General features: G+C 63.1%; 14 protein-coding genes. 7 read left to right on the top strand and 7 right to left on the bottom strand.

What is annotated here, in order from left to right; genetic code table 11:
• Positions 1-129: 129 nt before the first annotated feature.
• Positions 130-1290: an acetylornithine deacetylase gene (gene argE / locus UCMB321_RS26135; protein ID WP_040071580.1), complete on the top strand. Its 1161-nt coding sequence runs from the start codon at positions 130-132 to the stop codon at positions 1288-1290.
• Positions 1291-1448: 158 nt separating this feature from the next.
• On the top strand, positions 1449-2747 hold the full coding sequence (gene argA, locus UCMB321_RS26130; protein WP_040071579.1) for an amino-acid N-acetyltransferase: 1299 nt from the start codon (positions 1449-1451) through the stop codon (positions 2745-2747).
• Positions 2748-2953: 206 nt separating this feature from the next.
• Here the strand turns inward: argA and gshA are convergent, their stop codons facing one another.
• The 3 genes from gshA to UCMB321_RS26115 all read right to left on the bottom strand — a co-directional run bounded on the left by gshA (position 2954) and on the right by UCMB321_RS26115 (position 7444).
• A complete protein-coding gene (gene gshA / locus UCMB321_RS26125; protein WP_040071578.1) occupies positions 2954-4537 on the bottom strand; it encodes a glutamate--cysteine ligase in 1584 nt (527 codons plus the stop codon).
• 199 nt (positions 4538-4736) lie between these two features.
• On the bottom strand, positions 4737-5120 hold the full coding sequence (locus tag UCMB321_RS29605; protein WP_052451361.1) for a PaaI family thioesterase: 384 nt from the start codon (positions 5118-5120) through the stop codon (positions 4737-4739).
• Positions 5120-7444 (bottom strand): Tex family protein, encoded by a 2325-nt coding sequence (locus UCMB321_RS26115; RefSeq protein ID WP_040071577.1) that lies wholly within the window; start codon positions 7442-7444, stop codon positions 5120-5122. The genes UCMB321_RS29605 and UCMB321_RS26115 overlap by 1 nt, the downstream gene beginning before the upstream one ends.
• A gap of 338 nt (positions 7445-7782) precedes the next feature.
• Between UCMB321_RS26115 and ompR the strand changes: the two genes are divergently transcribed.
• Together ompR and UCMB321_RS26105 are read left to right on the top strand one after the other, a co-directional pair.
• Positions 7783-8523 (top strand): osmolarity response regulator transcription factor OmpR, encoded by a 741-nt coding sequence (gene ompR / locus UCMB321_RS26110; RefSeq protein ID WP_040071576.1) that lies wholly within the window; start codon positions 7783-7785, stop codon positions 8521-8523.
• A gap of 139 nt (positions 8524-8662) precedes the next feature.
• Entirely contained in the window at positions 8663-9976 is a 1314-nt protein-coding gene (locus UCMB321_RS26105; RefSeq protein WP_040071575.1) for an ATP-binding protein, read from the top strand.
• A gap of 9 nt (positions 9977-9985) precedes the next feature.
• Here UCMB321_RS26105 and rimK read toward each other — a convergent pair whose 3' ends face one another.
• The gene (gene rimK / locus UCMB321_RS26100) at positions 9986-10891 is read right to left on the bottom strand and encodes a 30S ribosomal protein S6--L-glutamate ligase (RefSeq protein WP_040071574.1); all 906 of its coding nucleotides are present in this window, start codon (positions 10889-10891) and stop codon (positions 9986-9988) included.
• A complete protein-coding gene (rimB, locus tag UCMB321_RS26095; protein WP_040071747.1) occupies positions 10888-11370 on the bottom strand; it encodes a retropepsin-like aspartic endopeptidase RimB in 483 nt (160 codons plus the stop codon). The genes rimK and rimB overlap by 4 nt, the downstream gene beginning before the upstream one ends.
• Positions 11371-11587: 217 nt before the next feature.
• On the opposite strand from rimB, the gene UCMB321_RS26090 reads away from it, so the two are divergent.
• The 3 genes from UCMB321_RS26090 to UCMB321_RS26080 all read left to right on the top strand — a co-directional run bounded on the left by UCMB321_RS26090 (position 11588) and on the right by UCMB321_RS26080 (position 14811).
• On the top strand, positions 11588-11989 hold the full coding sequence (locus tag UCMB321_RS26090) for an RNA-binding S4 domain-containing protein (RefSeq protein WP_040071573.1): 402 nt from the start codon (positions 11588-11590) through the stop codon (positions 11987-11989).
• A 192-nt stretch (positions 11990-12181) separates the two neighbouring features.
• Entirely contained in the window at positions 12182-13084 is a 903-nt protein-coding gene (gene hslO, locus UCMB321_RS26085; RefSeq protein WP_040071572.1) for an Hsp33 family molecular chaperone HslO, read from the top strand.
• 179 nt (positions 13085-13263) lie between these two features.
• Positions 13264-14811 carry a phosphoenolpyruvate carboxykinase gene (locus tag UCMB321_RS26080; protein ID WP_040071571.1) on the top strand — a complete coding sequence of 516 codons (1548 nt, stop codon included), beginning with the start codon at positions 13264-13266 and terminating at the stop codon, positions 14809-14811.
• A 244-nt stretch (positions 14812-15055) separates the two neighbouring features.
• Here UCMB321_RS26080 and UCMB321_RS26075 read toward each other — a convergent pair whose 3' ends face one another.
• Both UCMB321_RS26075 and UCMB321_RS26070 read right to left on the bottom strand, forming a co-directional pair.
• Entirely contained in the window at positions 15056-15820 is a 765-nt protein-coding gene (locus UCMB321_RS26075; RefSeq protein WP_040071570.1) for a hypothetical protein, read from the bottom strand.
• A 212-nt stretch (positions 15821-16032) separates the two neighbouring features.
• Positions 16033-17148 carry a S8 family peptidase gene (locus UCMB321_RS26070; protein WP_040071569.1) on the bottom strand — a complete coding sequence of 372 codons (1116 nt, stop codon included), beginning with the start codon at positions 17146-17148 and terminating at the stop codon, positions 16033-16035.
• Positions 17149-17238: the final 90 nt, after the last annotated feature.

Raw genomic sequence — 17238 nt, 5'->3', positions numbered from 1 at the left:
CGGGGGAGAAGGGGGCTGCCAAGGCCGTGCAGTGTACAGGACAAGCGGGCGGCACGCGTCGCGACGGTTTATTCCAGTCGCCGGATGGCTCTATGATGAGCTTCGCCTTGGAGTTCGGGAGTCAGCGCAATGCCTTTGCCGTCGATGAAAGATCAATTCGCTGCGCTGATTGCCGCGCCGTCGGTCAGCTGTACCCAGCCGAGCCTTGATCAGTCCAACCGTCCGGTGATCGACCTGCTGGCCACCTGGCTGACCGACCTGGGCTTCACCTGCGATATCCAACTGGTCAGTCCCGGCAAGTTCAACCTGCTCGCCAGCTTCGGCAGCGGCCCTGGTGGGCTGGTGCTGGCCGGGCACAGTGACACCGTGCCGTTCGATGCTGCGCTGTGGCAGACCGACCCGCTGAAACTGACCGAAGTCGATGGCCGCTGGGTCGGCCTGGGCAGTTGCGACATGAAGGGGTTTTTCGCCCTGGCCATCGAAGCCGTGAAGCCATTGCTCGACCAACCGTTCAAGCAGCCGCTGCTGATCCTGGCCACCTGCGACGAAGAAAGCTCCATGTCCGGCGCCCGGGCCCTGGCCGCCGCCGGTCGTCCGCTGGGCCGCGCCGCGGTGATCGGCGAGCCCACTGGCCTGCGGCCGATCCGCCTGCACAAGGGCGTGATGATGGAGCGTATCGAGATTCTCGGCCGCAGCGGCCACTCCTCGGACCCGAGCCTGGGCCATAGCGCCCTCGAGGCCATGCACGATGCCATCGGCGAGCTCAAGGGCCTGCGCTGGCAATGGCAGCGCGAATACAACAATCCGCAGTTCAGCGTGCCCCAGCCGACCCTGAACTTCGGCTGCATTCACGGCGGCGACAACCCCAACCGCATCTGTGGCCAGTGCTCCCTGGAGTTCGACCTGCGGCCCTTGCCGGGCATGGACCCGAACGTCCTGCGGGCGGCGATCCGCGCCAAGCTCGAACCCCTGGCGCAGCTGCACCAGGTCAAGATCGACTACGCGCCGCTGTTTCCCGAAGTACCGCCGTTCGAACAGGCCGAGGACGCCGAACTGGTGCGTATCGCCGAGAAGCTCACCGGCCATCGCGCCGAGGCAGTGGCATTTGGCACCGAAGCGCCTTATCTTCAGCGCCTTGGCTGCGAAACCCTGGTCCTGGGACCCGGCGACATCGCCTGTGCCCATCAGCCGGGGGAATACCTCGAAATGTCACGTTTACAGCCTACCGTGCATCTACTGCGTGAATTGATTCAACATTACTGCTTGAGCCCGGCTGCAACCTTGCGTTAAATGCGCGGTTGCTGACTGTTTTCGAGCCACCTTTTTCCTGGATACCAAGGAGAGCGCGCGTGTCGCCAAGCCTGTTCCGACGATAACCAACAGCCCGTTGTGCGTCTTGACGTTGCATCTATTTTCTATTGGCTGTTTTTTATACAGGTTCAGGTGTTATGCCCGACTACGTGAATTGGCTTCGCCATGCGTCTCCCTATATCAATGCCCACCGGGACTGCACCTTTGTGGTCATGCTGCCCGGTGACGGCGTCGAGCACCCCAACTTCGGCAATATCGTCCACGACCTGGTGCTGCTCCACAGCCTGGGGGTGCGGCTGGTGCTGGTGCACGGCTCGCGTCCGCAGATCGAAAGCCGCCTGGCGGCGCGCGGGCTGACGCCGCATTACCACCGCGGCATGCGGATTACCGATGCGGCCACCCTGGAGTGTGTGATCGATGCCGTGGGCCAACTGCGGATCGCCATCGAGGCGCGCCTGTCCATGGACATGGCCGCCTCGCCGATGCAGGGCTCGCGGTTGCGGGTCGCCGGCGGCAACCTGGTGACGGCGCGGCCGATCGGTGTGCTGGAAGGTGTCGATTATCACCACACCGGCGAAGTGCGCCGGGTCGACCGCAAGGGCATCAACCGCCTGCTGGACGAGCGCTCCATCGTCTTGCTGTCGCCGCTGGGCTATTCGCCTACCGGGGAAATCTTCAACCTGGCCTGCGAAGACGTGGCGACCCGTGCCGCCATCGACCTGGAGGCGGAAAAACTCCTGCTGTTCGGCGCCGATCACGGCCTGATCGATGAAAATGGCAAGCTGGTCCGTGAGCTGCGTCCACAGCAGGTACCGGCGCATCTGCTGCGCCTGGGCAACGATTACCAGGGCGAGTTGCTGGACGCGGCGGCTCAGGCCTGCCGGGGTGGCGTGGCGCGCAGCCATATCGTCAGCTATGCCGAGGATGGCGCGCTGTTGACCGAGCTGTTTACCCGTGACGGCGGCGGTACGCTGGTGGCCCAGGAGCAGTTCGAACTGGTACGCGAGGCGGCCATCGAGGATGTCGGCGGTTTGCTCGACCTGATCAGTCCGCTGGAAGAGCAGGGCATCCTGGTGCGGCGTTCGCGGGAAGTGCTGGAGCGCGAGATCGAGCAGTTCAGCGTGGTGGAGCGCGAAGGCATGATCATCGCCTGTGCGGCGCTGTACCAGATCGCCGATTCGCAGGCGGGGGAGTTGGCGTGCCTGGCGGTGAACCCGGAGTATCGCCATGGCGGTCGCGGCGATGAACTGCTGGAGCGGATCGAGGCGCGGGCACGGGCGCAGGGCCTGAAAACCTTGTTTGTGCTGACGACCCGCACCGCGCACTGGTTCCGCGAGCGCGGTTTCGAGCCGAGCAGCGTGGATCGGCTGCCGAGCGCGCGGGCTTCGCTGTACAACTACCAGCGGAATTCGAAGATCTTCGAAAAAGCCCTTTAGCCTGTGGGGGTTGGCTTGCCGTTGAGCCTTGCATAGGGCTCTCGGACGCCATCGCCGGCAATCGAGCGTCGACCGGCGCTCCTACAGGTCTGTATTTCACTGCGAGAACATCGGCGTGCCCGGACCTTGTAGGAGCCGGCTTGCTGGCGATGAGGCCCTTGAACCTTGCGTAGGTCTTTCGGGCGCTTTCGCCGGTAAGCCGAACCTCAGTTACTGATCGCCAGGATGCTCGCCTGGTACGAGCCGACGAACACGTCGAAATCCCCCACCTCGTTCTGCTCAAGCTCAGCCTGTTGCGCCAGGGACTGACGGGCCGCTTCCTCGAAGCCGGTCTGCTCTTGCGGGCTCAACGGCTGGCTGCGGAAGAACTCGGCATGGGCCAGGCTCTGGCGCATCGAGAACTGCGCGAAGCTTTCCTTGTGCTGGGTCATGCTCGCCAGCACCTGGGCCGATGGCGTCAGGGACGGGTCCTGGACCTTGGCAAACTGCTCGTCCAGGGCCTTGCTGTGGCTATCGCCACCGTGGCTGCTGTCTAGCAGCGCCGCCAGCGGAGCGATCTTCTCCAGCAGTTCAGAGGCCCATTCCTTCATGTCCACGGCCTGGCCTTGACGCTGCAATTGCAGGCCCGGGCGCCGACCTTCCTTGACCACGGTCAGGAAGTTCGAGGTGGCATTGCCGCACTCGTAGCTTTCGAACAGCGGGCTGTCGTTCAGCGCACAATACAGCAGGAACGCATCGAGGAAGCGTGCCTCGGTCAAATCGATGCCGGTCGGCAGGAACGGGTTGATGTCCAGGCAGCGCGCCTCGACATACTGCACGCCACGGGCCATCAGCGCCTGGATCGGCCGCTCGCCGGTGTAGGTCACGCGCTTGGGGCGAATGGTGGAGTAGTACTCGTTTTCGATCTGCAGGATGTTGGTGTTGAGCTGCACCCACTCACCATCCTTGTGGGTGCCGATCTCGACATACGGCGCGTAAGGGGTCGCCACCGCCTTGCGCAGACTGTCGGTGTAGCTGTTCAGGTCGTTATAGCAGGGTGTCAGGCCGGCCTGGGCACTGCTCTGGTAACCCAGGTCGCTCATGCGCAGGCTGGTGGCATAGGGCAGGTACAGCGTATCGGCGTCGAACTGTTCCAACTGATGGGCGCGCCCGCGCAGGAAACCGGCGTCCAGGGCCGGCGAAGCACCGAACAGGTACATCAGCAGCCAGCTGTAGCGGCGGAAGTTGCGGATCAGGGCGATGTAGGCCAGCGACTGGTATTCCCGGTCGCTGCCGCTGAAGCCTTCGGCTTCCTTGAGCAGCGGCCAGAGCTTCTCCGGTAGGGAAAAGTTGTAGTGAATCCCGGCGATGCACTGCATGGTCTTGCCGTAGCGCAGGGCCAGGCCCTGGCGGTACACATACTTGAGCTTGCCGATATTCGAGGTGCCGTAGTAGGCGATCGGAATATCTTCTTCCTCCGGCAGCGGGCAGGGCATCGACGGGCTCCACAGGTACTCGTTGCCGAGCTTGCTGTAGGCGAAGCGATGGATCTTGTCCAGGCTGGCCAGGGTGTCGGCCGGGTCGGCGAGGGCCGGAGTGATGAACTCCAGCAGCGACTCGGAATAATCGGTGGTGATTTGCTCGTTGGTCAGCGCGGCGCCCAGCTCTTCGGGGTGCGGTGTCTGTGCCAGGCGGGCAACGCCCGTGACGCGCAGGCATTCACGCTCGATGCCGTGCAGGCACTGTTCGAGCAGAGAGAGGTGGTCGCGCTCGCCGAGCAGAGCCAGGCGGCGGTTGAGAAGTTCGCTCAAGTTGGATTCCTTCACGCGTCGGTCGCCCCAATATGGGGGTGGGCAAGACGGTCTACAAGGGTGAAGTTGAGAACTGGCGTGGTCGCCTGGTAAATATCAGAAAACGCCGACACTTCTTCCCTGGGTCGGAGGCGGTGACAGGGAAAACCCCGACACTGCGTTCACAGTGTCGAAATTAACCCAAATCGAGCGGGAGCGGCTAGAGAACAGCGAACGTGCCTTGTGCTTTCGCGACAAGTTTGTCGCCTTGACGCACCTCGGCCTCGACCACCAGGGTGCGGCGACCCGGGTGGATGACCGTGGCGGTGCACAGGACTTCGCCCTCGGCCACCGCGCGCATGTAGTTGATCTTGCACTCGATGGTCACGCTGCGCTGGTCGAAGCCATGGGCGCTGGAACAGGCCAGCCCCATGGCAATGTCCACCAGGCTGAAGATCGCCCCGCCGTGCATCACGTTGCCGCGATTGCGCAGGTGCGGCTCCAGCGCCAGGGCCACCTCGGCAACACCGGTTTCCAGGCGTTGCAGGCGGCAGCCGAGCATCTCGCTGAAGGCGCTCTGGGTCAGGCCGTCAGGAATCTCCATCAGCGTTTCTTCAACTGCTTGGCGTTGGCGAACAGCGAGGCCATGGCATTGTTGCTCGGCGCGGCGGCCGTGCTTTCCTTGCGTGGCGCGTTGTTCTGCGACGGCCGTGGCGCCGAGCCCGGACGCGAGCCACGGGCACCGTCGACCTTCTCGCCCGGGGTGTCGCTCATGCGCATCGACAGGCCGACGCGTTTGCGCGGGATGTCGACTTCCATGACCTTGACCTTCACCACATCACCGGCTTTCACCGCTTCACGCGGGTCCTTGATGAACTTCTCGGACAGCGCCGAGATATGCACCAGGCCGTCCTGGTGCACGCCGATATCGACGAAGGCACCGAAGTTGGTGACGTTGGTCACCACGCCTTCGAGGATCATCCCGGGCTCGAGGTCCTTGAGGTCCTCGACGCCGTCCTGGAACGCAGCAGTCTTGAACTCGGGACGCGGGTCGCGGCCCGGCTTCTCCAGTTCCTGGAGAATGTCGGTGACGGTGGGCAGGCCGAAGGTTTCATCGGTGAACTTCTTCGGGTCCAGGCGCTTGAGGAAGCCGGCGTCGCCGATCAGCGAGCGGATGTCGCGGTCGGTTTCGGCGGCGATGCGCTGCACCAGCGGGTAGGCCTCCGGGTGCACCGCGGAGGAGTCCAGCGGGTTGTCGCCGTTCATCACCCGCAGGAAGCCGGCGGCCTGCTCGAAGGTCTTCTCGCCCAGGCGGGCGACTTTCTTCAGCGCGGCGCGGGTTTTGAACGCACCGTTTTCATCGCGGTGGTTGACGATGTTCTGCGCCAGAGTGGTGTTGAGGCCGGAAATCCGTGCCAGCAGCGCCACCGAGGCGGTGTTCACGTCCACGCCCACGGCGTTCACGCAGTCTTCCACCACCGCATCCAGGCCACGGGCCAGCTTGAGCTGGGACACGTCGTGCTGGTACTGGCCGACGCCGATGGATTTCGGGTCGATCTTCACCAGTTCGGCCAGCGGGTCCTGCAGGCGGCGGGCAATGGACACGGCGCCGCGGATCGACACATCCAGGTCGGGGAATTCCTTGGCCGCCAACTCAGAGGCGGAATACACCGATGCACCGGCTTCGGAGACCATGACCTTGGTCATCTTCATGGCCGGGTATTTCTTGATCAGCTCGGCAGCCAGCTTGTCGGTTTCGCGGCTGGCGGTGCCGTTGCCGATGGCGATCAGGTCCACCGAGTGCTTGGCGCACAGGGCGGCGAGCACGGCCAGGGTCTGGTCCCACTTGTTGTGCGGTACATGCGGGTAGACGGTGGCGTGGTCCAGCAGCTTGCCGGTGGCGTCGACCACCGCGACCTTGCAGCCGGTGCGCAGGCCCGGGTCCAGGCCCAGGGTGGCGCGCGGGCCGGCCGGAGCGGCCAGCAGCAGGTCGTGCAGGTTGTGGGCGAAGACGTTGATCGCCTCGGTTTCCGCGCCGTCGCGCAGCTCGCCCAGCAGGTCGGTTTCCAGGTGGGTGTAGAGCTTGACCTTCCAGGTCCAGCGCACCACTTCGCCGAGCCATTTGTCGGCGGGGCGGTTCTGGTTCTGGATGCCGACGTGCTGGCCGATCATGCCTTCGCACGGGTGCAGGGTGCCCGGCAGCTCGTCGCCGACTTTCAGCGCGGAGCCCAGGATGCCCTCGTTGCGGCCGCGGAAAATCGCCAGGGCGCGGTGCGACGGCATGCTTTTCAGGGGTTCGTCGTGTTCGAAGTAGTCGCGGAACTTGGCGCCTTCTTCTTCCTTGCCGGCGATCACCCGGGCACTGAGGGTGGCTTCCTGCTTGAGGTAGTTGCGCAGCTTGTCCAGCAGGCCGGCGTCTTCGGCGAAGCGCTCCATCAGGATGTACTTGGCGCCTTCCAGCGCCGCCTTCACGTCCGCCACGCCTTTTTCGCCGTCGACGAAGCGTGCCGCTTCGCTTTCCGGGGTCAGCGACGGATCGTTGAACAGGCCGTCCGCCAGTTCGCCGAGGCCGGCTTCGAGGGCGATCTGGCCCTTGGTGCGGCGCTTCTGCTTGTACGGCAGGTAAAGGTCTTCGAGACGGGTCTTGGTGTCGGCCAGCTTGATCTCACGGGCCAGTTCCGGGGTCAGCTTGCCTTGCTCCTCGATGCTGGCGAGGATGCTGATACGCCGTTCGTCGAGTTCCCGCAGGTAACGCAGGCGTTCTTCCAGATGACGCAGCTGGGTGTCATCCAGGCTGCCGGTGACTTCCTTGCGGTAGCGCGCGATGAAGGGCACGGTGGAGCCTTCATCGAGTAGAGCGACGGCCGCTTCGACCTGTTGTGGGCGGACGCCGAGTTCTTCGGCGATGCGGCTGTTGATGCTGTCCATAAAACCACCTGACAAAGTGTGAAAGCAGATGCGTCGGGGCTCTCAAGCCATGGGGACGCATCTGGTTTGGGATCAAAAGGCAGCCTTGAGACCCATGAAATCAGCACATTGCTGTGTGCCTTGGAAAATAAAGAGCGGCACCGCACAGCAATGATCAGACGTTGCCTGAGACAAGAGGCGGCGCATTATAACCGGCGTTCCGGGCTTGCGGGGATTGTGCGCCCGCGCGGGTCTTTAGAGCGTTTACTGGTAGTTGAGGAAAAATCTGCTAACAATGCACCGGATACGGATAAGGGCCGCAGACCCCATAATGCGTGCCGAGATCAAAGGAGCATCCAATGAGCAGCACTGCAAACACTGCTGAAGGCGAAAAAATTCTCATCGTTGATGACGATCCGGGGCTGAGCAGCCTGCTGGAACGGTTTTTCACCAGCAAGGGCTATCGGGCCCGCGCAGTGGCCAATACAGAACAGATGGACCGCCTGCTGTCACGCGAAGTGTTCAACCTGGTGGTCCTGGACCTGATGCTGCCCGGCGAAGACGGCCTGACCGCCTGTCGCCGCCTGCGCGCGGCGAACAACCAGGTGCCGATCATCATGCTCACCGCCAAGGGCGACGAGCTGAGCCGGATCAAGGGTCTGGAGCTGGGGGCCGACGACTACCTGGCCAAACCCTTCAACCCCGATGAACTGATGGCCCGGGTCAAGGCCGTGTTGCGCCGCCAGTCGGCACCGGTGCCGGGCGCACCGGGCAGCGAAGACGAAAGCGTGACCTTCGGTGACTACGAACTGTCCCTCGCCACCCGCGAACTCAAGCGCGGCGAGGAAGTGCACATGCTCACCACCGGTGAGTTCGCCGTGCTCAAGGCGCTGGTCATGCATGCCCGCGAGCCGCTGACCCGCGACAAACTGATGAACCTGGCCCGTGGTCGTGAATGGGATGCTCTGGAGCGTTCCATCGACGTGCAGATTTCCCGTCTGCGTCGCATGATCGAACCGGACCCGTCCAAGCCGCGCTACATCCAGACCGTCTGGGGCGTGGGTTATGTGTTCGTGCCGGACGGCACCGCGACCAAGTGACGATGCCGGGTGCCTCTTGGCTGGCACCGGTTGATTGGTAGGAACGATTCGCCCGGGTGTGCGCAAGCCCCCGGGCGAGTCGCAATCCGCAATATGCGAGCCCGCCCGCTCGCTTCTGCAAAGTGTCCAGCGGCTGCCCATGAAAACCCCTCTCTGGTTCCCCCAAAGTTTCTTCGCCCGCACCCTCTGGCTGGTGCTGATCGTCGTGCTGTTCTCCAAGGCGCTGACCCTGGTGTACCTGCTGATGAACGAAGACGTGCTGGTGGACCGTCAGTACAGTCACGGCGTGGCCCTGACCTTGCGCGCCTATTGGGCGGCGGACGAGGATGATCGCGACAAGATCGCCGATGCAGCCGGCCTGATCCGGGTGGTCAGTGGCGGGGTGCCGGAAGGCGAGCAGCACTGGCCCTACAGTGAGATCTACCAACGCCAGATGCAGGCCGAGCTGGGAGCCGACACCGAGGTGCGGCTGCGCATGCATTCGCCACCGGCCCTGTGGGTGCGGGCGCCGAGCCTGGGCGCGGGTTGGTTGAAAGTGCCGCTGTACCCGCATCCGTTGCGCGGGCAGAAGATCTGGAGCGTGCTGGGCTGGTTCCTGGCGATCGGGCTGCTCTCCACCGCATCGGCCTGGATCTTCGTCAGCCAGCTCAACCAGCCGTTGAAGCGCCTGGTGGACGCGGCGCGGCAGCTGGGCCAGGGACGTAGCGTACGGCTGCCGATCAGTGATACCCCGAGCGAAATGACCGAGGTGTACCGGGCCTTCAACCAGATGGCCGAGGACGTCGAACAGGCGGGGCGAGAGCGGGAACTGATGCTGGCGGGGGTGTCCCATGACTTGCGCACGCCGTTGACGCGGTTGCGCCTGTCGCTGGAGCTGATGGGCCGCCACGATGATCTCAGCGATGAAATGGTGCGGGATATCGAGGACATGGACGCCATTCTCGACCAGTTCCTCGCCTTTATCCGCGACGGTCGTGACGAATCGGTGGAAGAGGTCGACCTGAGCGAACTGGTGCGCGAGGTGGTGGTGCCCTACAACCAGACCGAAGAGCGGGTGCGCACACGGCTGCAACCGATCCAGCCGTTTCCGTTGCGCCGGGTGTCGATGAAGCGGCTGTTGAACAACCTGATCGGCAACGCCTTGCACCATGCCGGCGAAGGCGTGGAAGTGGCGGCCTATGTCTCGGGCGACAGCAGCGCACCTTATGTGGTGCTGAGCGTCATGGACCGGGGCACGGGGATCGATCCGGCGGAACTGGAAGGCATCTTCAACCCCTTCACCCGGGGCGACAAGGCCCGTGGCGGCAAGGGCACGGGCTTGGGGCTGGCGATCGTCAAGCGGATCGCCGCGATGCATGGCGGCAATGTCGAACTGCGCAACCGCACCGGTGGTGGTCTGGAAGCGCGGGTTCGCCTGCCGTTGGGGCTGATGCTGCCCCGCGACGCCGTCTAGGGCTCAGCCTCAGCCTTTGCCCTTGGTCCGGGTCATGTTCGGGCCGCCATTCTTCTCGATGTGCTCGATGATGATCCCGGCCACATCCTTGCCGGTGGTCACCTCGATCCCTTCCAGGCCCGGCGAGGAGTTCACCTCCATCACCAGCGGCCCGTGATTGGAGCGCAGGATATCCACCCCGGCCACGCTCAGGCCCATCACCTTGGCGGCGCGAATGGCGGTCATGCGTTCTTCCGGGGTGATCTTGATCAGGCTGGCGCTGCCGCCGCGATGCAGGTTGGAGCGGAACTCCCCGGGCTTGGCCTGGCGCTTCATCGCCGCGATCACCTTGTCGCCCACCACGAAGCAGCGGATATCGGCGCCACCGGCTTCCTTGATGTATTCCTGGACCATGATGTCCTGCTTCAGGCCCATGAACGCCTCGATCACCGACTCCGCCGCCGTCGCCGTTTCGCACAGCACCACGCCGATGCCCTGGGTGCCTTCGAGCACCTTGATCACCAGCGGCGCGCCGTTGACCATCGCGATCAGGTCGGGGATATCGTCCGGCGAGTGGGCAAAACCGGTCACCGGCAAGCCGATCCCGCGCCGCGACAGCAATTGCAGCGAGCGCAGCTTGTCCCGTGAACGGGCGATGGCCACCGACTCGTTGAGGGGAAACACCCCCATCATTTCGAACTGGCGCAGTACCGCGCAGCCATAAAAGGTCACCGACGCGCCGATCCGCGGGATCACCGCATCGAAACCCTCCAGGGGTTTGCCGCGATAGTGGATCTGCGGCTTGTGGCTGGCGATGTTCATATAGGCGCGCAAGGTGTCGACCACCACCATCTCATGGCCGCGGGCGACGCCGGCCTCTACCAGGCGACGAGTGGAATACAGACGCGGGTTACGCGACAGCACAGCGATCTTCATGCAACACCTGTGGCAGAGGTAGTAGTGACCGGGAAAACCGGTTTGTCTTGAACGTATTTGTGCTCTGGATTGACCACCAGTTGGCCATCGATCAGGGCTTTGGAACCGAGCAACAGGCGATAGCGCATGGCCTTGCGGCAGGCGAGGGTGAATTGCACCGGCCAGACCCGGTCGCCCAGGGCCAGGGTGGTGGCGATCACGTAACGCACCTGGGCCTGGCCGTTGGAGCTCTTGATGGTCTTCATCGTCAGCAGCGGCGCTTCGCAGCGCCGGTGACGCAGTTGCACCACGCTGCCCAGATGGGCGGTAAAACGTACCCACGGCTTCCCGTCGCGCTCGAACGGCTCGATATCGGTGGCGTGCAGGCTGGAGGTGCTGGCGCCGGTGTCGATCTTTGCCCGCAGGCCGGCGACTCCCAGATCCGGAAGCGCCACCCACTCGCGCAGACCCACTACAGTCAAATGGTCAAATGTCTTCAAAATGCTCAACCGATGAGAAAGGCGCTCTGGCTGCCCGGCAGCCGTAATCGCGGTATTCACGCAGAATATCGGGTAAATGGCGACAGTTATCTCTGCGACCTGTTTCAGGTCGTGAAATTACCCCTTGGATCAGCTGGCATTCTAGACTGACCAGGGCCGTTCAGCTTCGACGGCAACGGTAGTACAGTTCGACAATATTTCAGTTTGAGGAAGGGCAGTGGCGCAAAAGGCGGAAGAGGACGACAAGGTTCGGCTGGACAAATGGTTGTGGGCGGCGCGCTTCTATAAAACCCGTGCCCTGGCCAAGGCGGCGATTGAAAGCGGCAAGGTGCATTGTCGCGGCGAGCGCTGCAAGCCGGGCAAGGAGCCGCGGGTGGGCGACGAAATACAGATTCGCACCGGTTTCGACGAACGGACGGTGGTGGTGCAGGCGCTGTCACTGGTCCGCCGCGGCGCTCCCGAAGCGCAGACGCTCTATGCTGAAACCGAGGAAAGCTTGGCCAGGCGCGAGGCCGCCGCGGCGCAACGCAAGGCCGGTGCTCTGGGCCTGACCACCGATGGCAAGCCGAGCAAGAAACAGCGACGAGATTTGTTCAAGTTCCGTGACAGTGGCGTGTAGGAGCCGGCTTGCTGGCGATTGCGATGCGGGATTCACCGCTGCCCTCACTGGCCGCGCACGGTTTAAAGGATCTTATGTCCTTGACTGGCCGACATTCGCCCCCATGTTGCTTGGTACAGATCCCGTTTGTTCATAAAATGCTCATCTTTCCTGGGCCGAACACCCCTATTCCTACTTTCAGAATCGATACCTATGTCAGATCTACCGGACACCGACTACACCCAGCGCTTCATCTTCGATGACAGCGACACCCGCGGCGAACTGGTGTCGCTGGAGCACAGCTACGCCGAAGTGCTGGCCAAGCACACTTACCCTGAGCCTGTCGCGCAACTGCTCGGCGAACTGATGGCCGCCGCGTCGTTGTTGGTTGGTACCCTGAAATTCGACGGCCTGCTGATTCTCCAGGCGCGTTCCGAAGGCCCGGTGCCGCTGTTGATGATCGAATGCTCCAGCGAGCGCGAAATCCGTGGCCTGGCCCGCTACGACGCGGAGCAGATCGGCGCCGACGCGACCCTGGCCGACCTGATGCCCAACGGTGTCCTCGCCCTGACCGTCGATCCGACCCAGGGCCAGCGCTACCAGGGCATCGTCGATCTCGATGGCGAAACCCTGTCGGACTGTTTCACCAACTACTTCGTCATGTCCCAGCAGGTCGGCACACGCTTCTGGCTCCATGCCGACGGCCGTCGTGCCCGTGGCATGCTGCTGCAGCAACTGCCTGCCGACCGCCTGCGCGACCAGGACGAGCGCGACGCCAGCTGGCAGCACCTGACGGCCTTGGGCAGCACCCTGACCGCCGACGAACTGCTGGGCCTGGACAACGAAACCGTCCTGCACCGTCTCTACCACGAAGAGGCCGTGCGCCTGTTCGACCTCCAGCCGCTGCGTTTCCACTGCAGCTGTTCGCGGGAGCGTTCGGGCAATGCCTTGGTCAGCCTGGGGCAGGAAGATGCCCAGCAGCTGGCGGTCGAGCACGGTGGCAACATCGAGGTCGATTGCCAGTTCTGCAACCAGCGTTACCTGTTCGACGCCGCCGATATTGCGCAATTGTTCGCGGGCGCCGGCGTCGACACCCCGTCAGATACTCGTCACTAAAACGGTTCAGCGCAGGTAAATCTCCTGTCAAATGACAGAAAACGGGCGTTCTGACAGGAGGACCCTACTCTTTTTGGGCTTTTCTGGCATAATCCGGCCCACTTTTTTCGCGGTAGTAGTGCACGACTTTCTACTACAAAACGTTTGGAGCACTCGGCCAGTGGCCGACGGGGAATCTCATGACGCAAGCAATCAATGCCGTGTACACCGATCTGAGTGTCGACGATCTGGTAAAAGAAGCCCTGGCTCGTGGTGAAGGCGAACTCGCCGACACCGGCGCGCTGGTCGTTCGCACCGGTCACCGTACCGGTCGTTCGCCGGTCGACCGTTTCATCGTCGAAGAGCCTTCCACCCAGGCCGCCATTGCCTGGGGCCCGATCAACCGCAAGTTCCCGGCCGACAAGTTCGATGCCCTGTGGAACCGCGTCGAAGCCTTCGTCGGCGAGCGCGAGCGTTTTGTTTCCCACGTGCATGTCGGTTCCGACCCGGCGCACTACCTGCCGGTCAAGATGACCACCGGTACTGCCTGGCACAACCTGTTCGGCCGTTGCCTGTTCATCAACCCGGAAGCCGGCCAGTACAACGCCGGTGGCAAGGACGAGTGGCAGGTCCTCAACGTGCCGGAGTTCGAGTGCGTGCCAGAGCGTGACGGCACCAACTCCGACGGCACCGTGATCATCAACTTCGCGGCCAAGAAAGTCCTGCTCGCCGGCATGCGTTACGCCGGTGAAATGAAGAAGGCCATGTTCTCGGTACAGAACTTCCTGCTGCCTGCGGCTGACGTGCTGCCGATGCACTGTGCCGCCAACATGGGCGAAGCCGGTGACGTGACCCTGTTCTTCGGCCTGTCGGGCACTGGCAAGACCACCCTGTCCGCCGACGAAAGCCGCTACCTGATCGGCGACGACGAGCACGGTTGGGGCGAAGGCGTGGTGTTCAACATCGAAGGCGGTTGCTATGCCAAGTGCATCGACCTGTCCGAGAAGAACGAGCCGGTGATCTGGAAAGCCATCCAGCACGGCGCCGTGCTGGAAAACGTCGTGCTCGACGCCAACAAAAAGGCCGACTACGCCGACAGCAGCCTGACCCAGAACAGCCGTGCGGCCTACCCGCGCGAACTGATCGAAAAACGCGCACCGAAAAACCTCGGTGGCGAGCCAAACGCCGTGATCTTCCTGACCTGCGACCTGACCGGCGTACTGCCACCAGTGTCGATCCTCAGCGAAGAACAGGCCGCTTACCACTTCCTGTCCGGCTACACCGCACTGGTGGGCTCGACCGAAATGGGTTCGGGTTCCGGCATCAAGTCGACCTTCTCCACCTGCTTCGGCGCGCCATTCTTCCCGCGTCCGGCTGGCGAATACGCTGAACTGCTGATCAAGCGTATCCGTGGTTTCGGCTCGAAGGTCTACCTGGTCAACACCGGCTGGACCGGCGGCGGCTACGGCGTAGGCAAGCGCTTCAACATCCCGACCACCCGTGGCGTGATTGCAGCGATCCAGAGCGGCGCGTTAGTTGGCGCTGAGACCGAGCACCTGGACACCATCAACCTGGACGTGCCATTGGCCGTACCGGGCGTCGAGACTGGCCTGTTGAACCCACGCAACACCTGGGCTGACAAGGCTGCCTACGACGAAGCGGCGAAAGCGCTGGCGGGTCTGTTCATCGAGAACTTCAAGAAGTTCGACGTGAGCGACGCGATCAAGGCAGCTGGGCCGAAGTTGTAATCAGGTCTGGTTATCCGCTTCAAGAAAACCGCCCTTAGGGGCGGTTTTTTATTGTCTGGCGGTCATGCCGTCGATAACCAAAAAGCGGCTACAGGAGTGAGTCCGTGTCGCTGGTGTTCTGGTGGGGCGTCCCGCACACAGCCGCCATAGCAATACGCGGCAATGGCTGAGATGCCCGCAGTGCGTGAAATTGTTTGTAGGGTGACCAAACCCTATCGCTGAGTTGGCAGCGACGGCGTGCTATTTACCCCGCCGCACTATACGTCTTCGTCGCCGTGCAATAGCGCTCCCGCATTCCTTTGCTTTTCTCATCCTGATCGCGGTCCCAGCGCTTGCCCCATTCGCCGCATTGCTCCTTGAAAAACACCTCCGCCGATTTGCGGCATTCGCGGTGCTCGGTGCTGCTGGCCAGGAAGTTGCTGCAGACGCTGGCGTTGTCGATGACGTTGTTGAAGATCCGCCATTTCGCCTGATAACGGTCGCGCCCGTCCCATTCGCGAATGCTGACCGTGGCGATTTCGAACGGGCGCGTCTGCCGGGCTTCAGGCGCATTCAATTCGGCGTGGTAGCCGGCCAGGTAGCTGGCCGACACCAGGCCCTGGGCCTTCGGAGTGGGAGCGGGTACAGCCGCCGGGGCCTGGGTCTGCACCACGACAACCACCTGCTGCGGAGTAGGCGCGATCTTGGCGCTGGGTGCGGCAGGCGGTTGCACCGGCTCCACGTGCTCTACCGGCGCTTCGGGCTGCACGGTTGCTTCTATCGGCACCGGCTCGGCCGCCGGCGGTGGTGCGATGGGAATTGGGTGGCTGTTGTTACGGTTGACTGTCATGTAACCGAGCATGCCCACCAGTATCAGTACCAGTATCCACAGGCCGTAGGACCTCGGTTGTACAGGGCGCGGCACTTTCTGTTTCGTCGGATGCGATCCCAGCACTACGTCGAAATGTTCGGGGTGCAGGCGCTTGAAACGGATGACGCCATCGTCATCTTCTTGCTCGGGGTGGTGCATGTCGCCGCTACCTTCCTTGGTGAGCTGCCAATAGTGGCGCGTTCTCACGGGCTTTGGGGGCGGAGATCAAACCGTGAAACGGCTGTGCGCCAGTAACGACGGGTTCACAGAAATGCCATTTTCCCGAAAAGCCGGGTTGTACGGTCAAAGTCTGCAAGCCCTGCGGTCGACTCCGTAGGGCTTGTATCGGCGTGCGGGACTTGAACTTGAAGTCAGCCGGCGGTCTGTTTTCTCGCGCGTTCGGTGGCCAGTCGCGCCGCGGCCTCCAGATCCATCAGGCCGCGCCCATAAGCCTCGCCCTTGGCAAAAAGCCCGCTGTTGTTGGCGCTATCGAGCAATACATCGCGCAGTTGCTGAGGGGTGAGTTCGGGAAAGCGGCTGTGCAGGGCGGCGAGCGCACCACTGACCAGCGCCACGGCGGGCGAGGTGCCGGCGGTTTCCTTGTAGCCGCCCTTGGCACTGGTGGTGAGCAGACCTTTGCCGAGGCCGCCATCTCCGCCCGGGACCGCGATGCACCAGCGTTCGGCCACGCCGCAGTAGTTGGATTTCCGGTTGATGGCCGTACCGTCATTCTTCAGCGCGACCACTGCGATCCAGCCTTTTTCCAGCTCCGGCAACGCCATGGGCAGGCCAGGTTCGGCCAGGGGTTCGCGGCGTAGCTCATTGCCGGTGGGAAAAATAAACACGGTACCGTCGGCCACCAACTGGCGAGCGACTGGCAAGGAGTCGCCCATCACTTGTTTGTAACGCGCTTCAGTGATTTCGGTGGCGGGAATGTCATTGGCCCAGGAGTTACTCAGGATTCGGGCCCCGGCCGCGAAGCTGTCTCGCCAGGCGCGGGCGATCTGGTCGTCGAAAAAGAACGGCTCGTTGTCGTCGCCGATGCGCATGGCAATCAGTTTGGCGTCAAAGGCGATGCCGTGCATGCCTTCGCCGTCGCGGTTGGCGGCGATAATACCGGCCATCTGGGTGCCATGGCCGTGGGGGTCGATCAGTTCGGGCACATTACGCACATAGTCGTGGCCGGGCGTGGTGAGGCGATCCTTGAATTCGGGCAGGTCGGTATTGAGGCCCGAGTCGATGACGGCCACGTTGATGCCTTTGCCGGTGCCACCCTGTGCATAAAGTGCCGACGCCTTGACCACGGCCAGCGCGCGTTGAGCGTTGTATTCCGGGGTTTCGAAGACGCTGGAGAGCGGTTCGATCCCGGTCTTGCCCGGCTGGCTGAGTTGGCTGAAGTCCAGGTCGTACAGGCAGCCCCCCAGCAGGAGTGGGGTCAGCAGCAGGCCGCGAGGCAGCGATAAGAGGCGATGAAGTACAGCGTCCATGTGAAGCTCCTGTGCAAACGACAACCCTTGAACTGTCCGTTTCAAGGGCGGGGTGATCGGGTACTGAATGTCAGTCACCCAAGTCGCTTC

Origin of the sequence: Pseudomonas batumici (assembly GCF_000820515.1) — a bacterium.
Taxonomy (GTDB): Bacteria; Pseudomonadota; Gammaproteobacteria; order Pseudomonadales; family Pseudomonadaceae; genus Aquipseudomonas; species Aquipseudomonas batumici.
This window is presented reverse-complemented; position numbering and strand designations above follow the sequence as displayed.

Excerpts from the sequence above, each read along its gene's own strand:
- argE (WP_040071580.1), top strand. The coding sequence starts at position 130 with ATGCCTTTGCCGTCGATGAAAGATCAATTCGCTGCGCTGATTGCCGCG.
- argA (WP_040071579.1), top strand. The coding sequence starts at position 1,449 with ATGCCCGACTACGTGAATTGGCTTCGCCATGCGTCTCCCTATATCAAT.
- UCMB321_RS29605 (WP_052451361.1), bottom strand. The coding sequence starts at position 5,120 with ATGGAGATTCCTGACGGCCTGACCCAGAGCGCCTTCAGCGAGATGCTC.
- UCMB321_RS26115 (WP_040071577.1), bottom strand. The coding sequence starts at position 7,444 with ATGGACAGCATCAACAGCCGCATCGCCGAAGAACTCGGCGTCCGCCCA.
- ompR (WP_040071576.1), top strand. The coding sequence starts at position 7,783 with ATGAGCAGCACTGCAAACACTGCTGAAGGCGAAAAAATTCTCATCGTT.
- UCMB321_RS26105 (WP_040071575.1), top strand. The coding sequence starts at position 8,663 with ATGAAAACCCCTCTCTGGTTCCCCCAAAGTTTCTTCGCCCGCACCCTC.
- rimK (WP_040071574.1), bottom strand. The coding sequence starts at position 10,891 with ATGAAGATCGCTGTGCTGTCGCGTAACCCGCGTCTGTATTCCACTCGT.
- hslO (WP_040071572.1), top strand. The coding sequence starts at position 12,182 with ATGTCAGATCTACCGGACACCGACTACACCCAGCGCTTCATCTTCGAT.
- UCMB321_RS26080 (WP_040071571.1), top strand. The coding sequence starts at position 13,264 with ATGACGCAAGCAATCAATGCCGTGTACACCGATCTGAGTGTCGACGAT.
- UCMB321_RS26075 (WP_040071570.1), bottom strand. The coding sequence starts at position 15,820 with ATGCACCACCCCGAGCAAGAAGATGACGATGGCGTCATCCGTTTCAAG.
- UCMB321_RS26070 (WP_040071569.1), bottom strand. The coding sequence starts at position 17,148 with ATGGACGCTGTACTTCATCGCCTCTTATCGCTGCCTCGCGGCCTGCTG.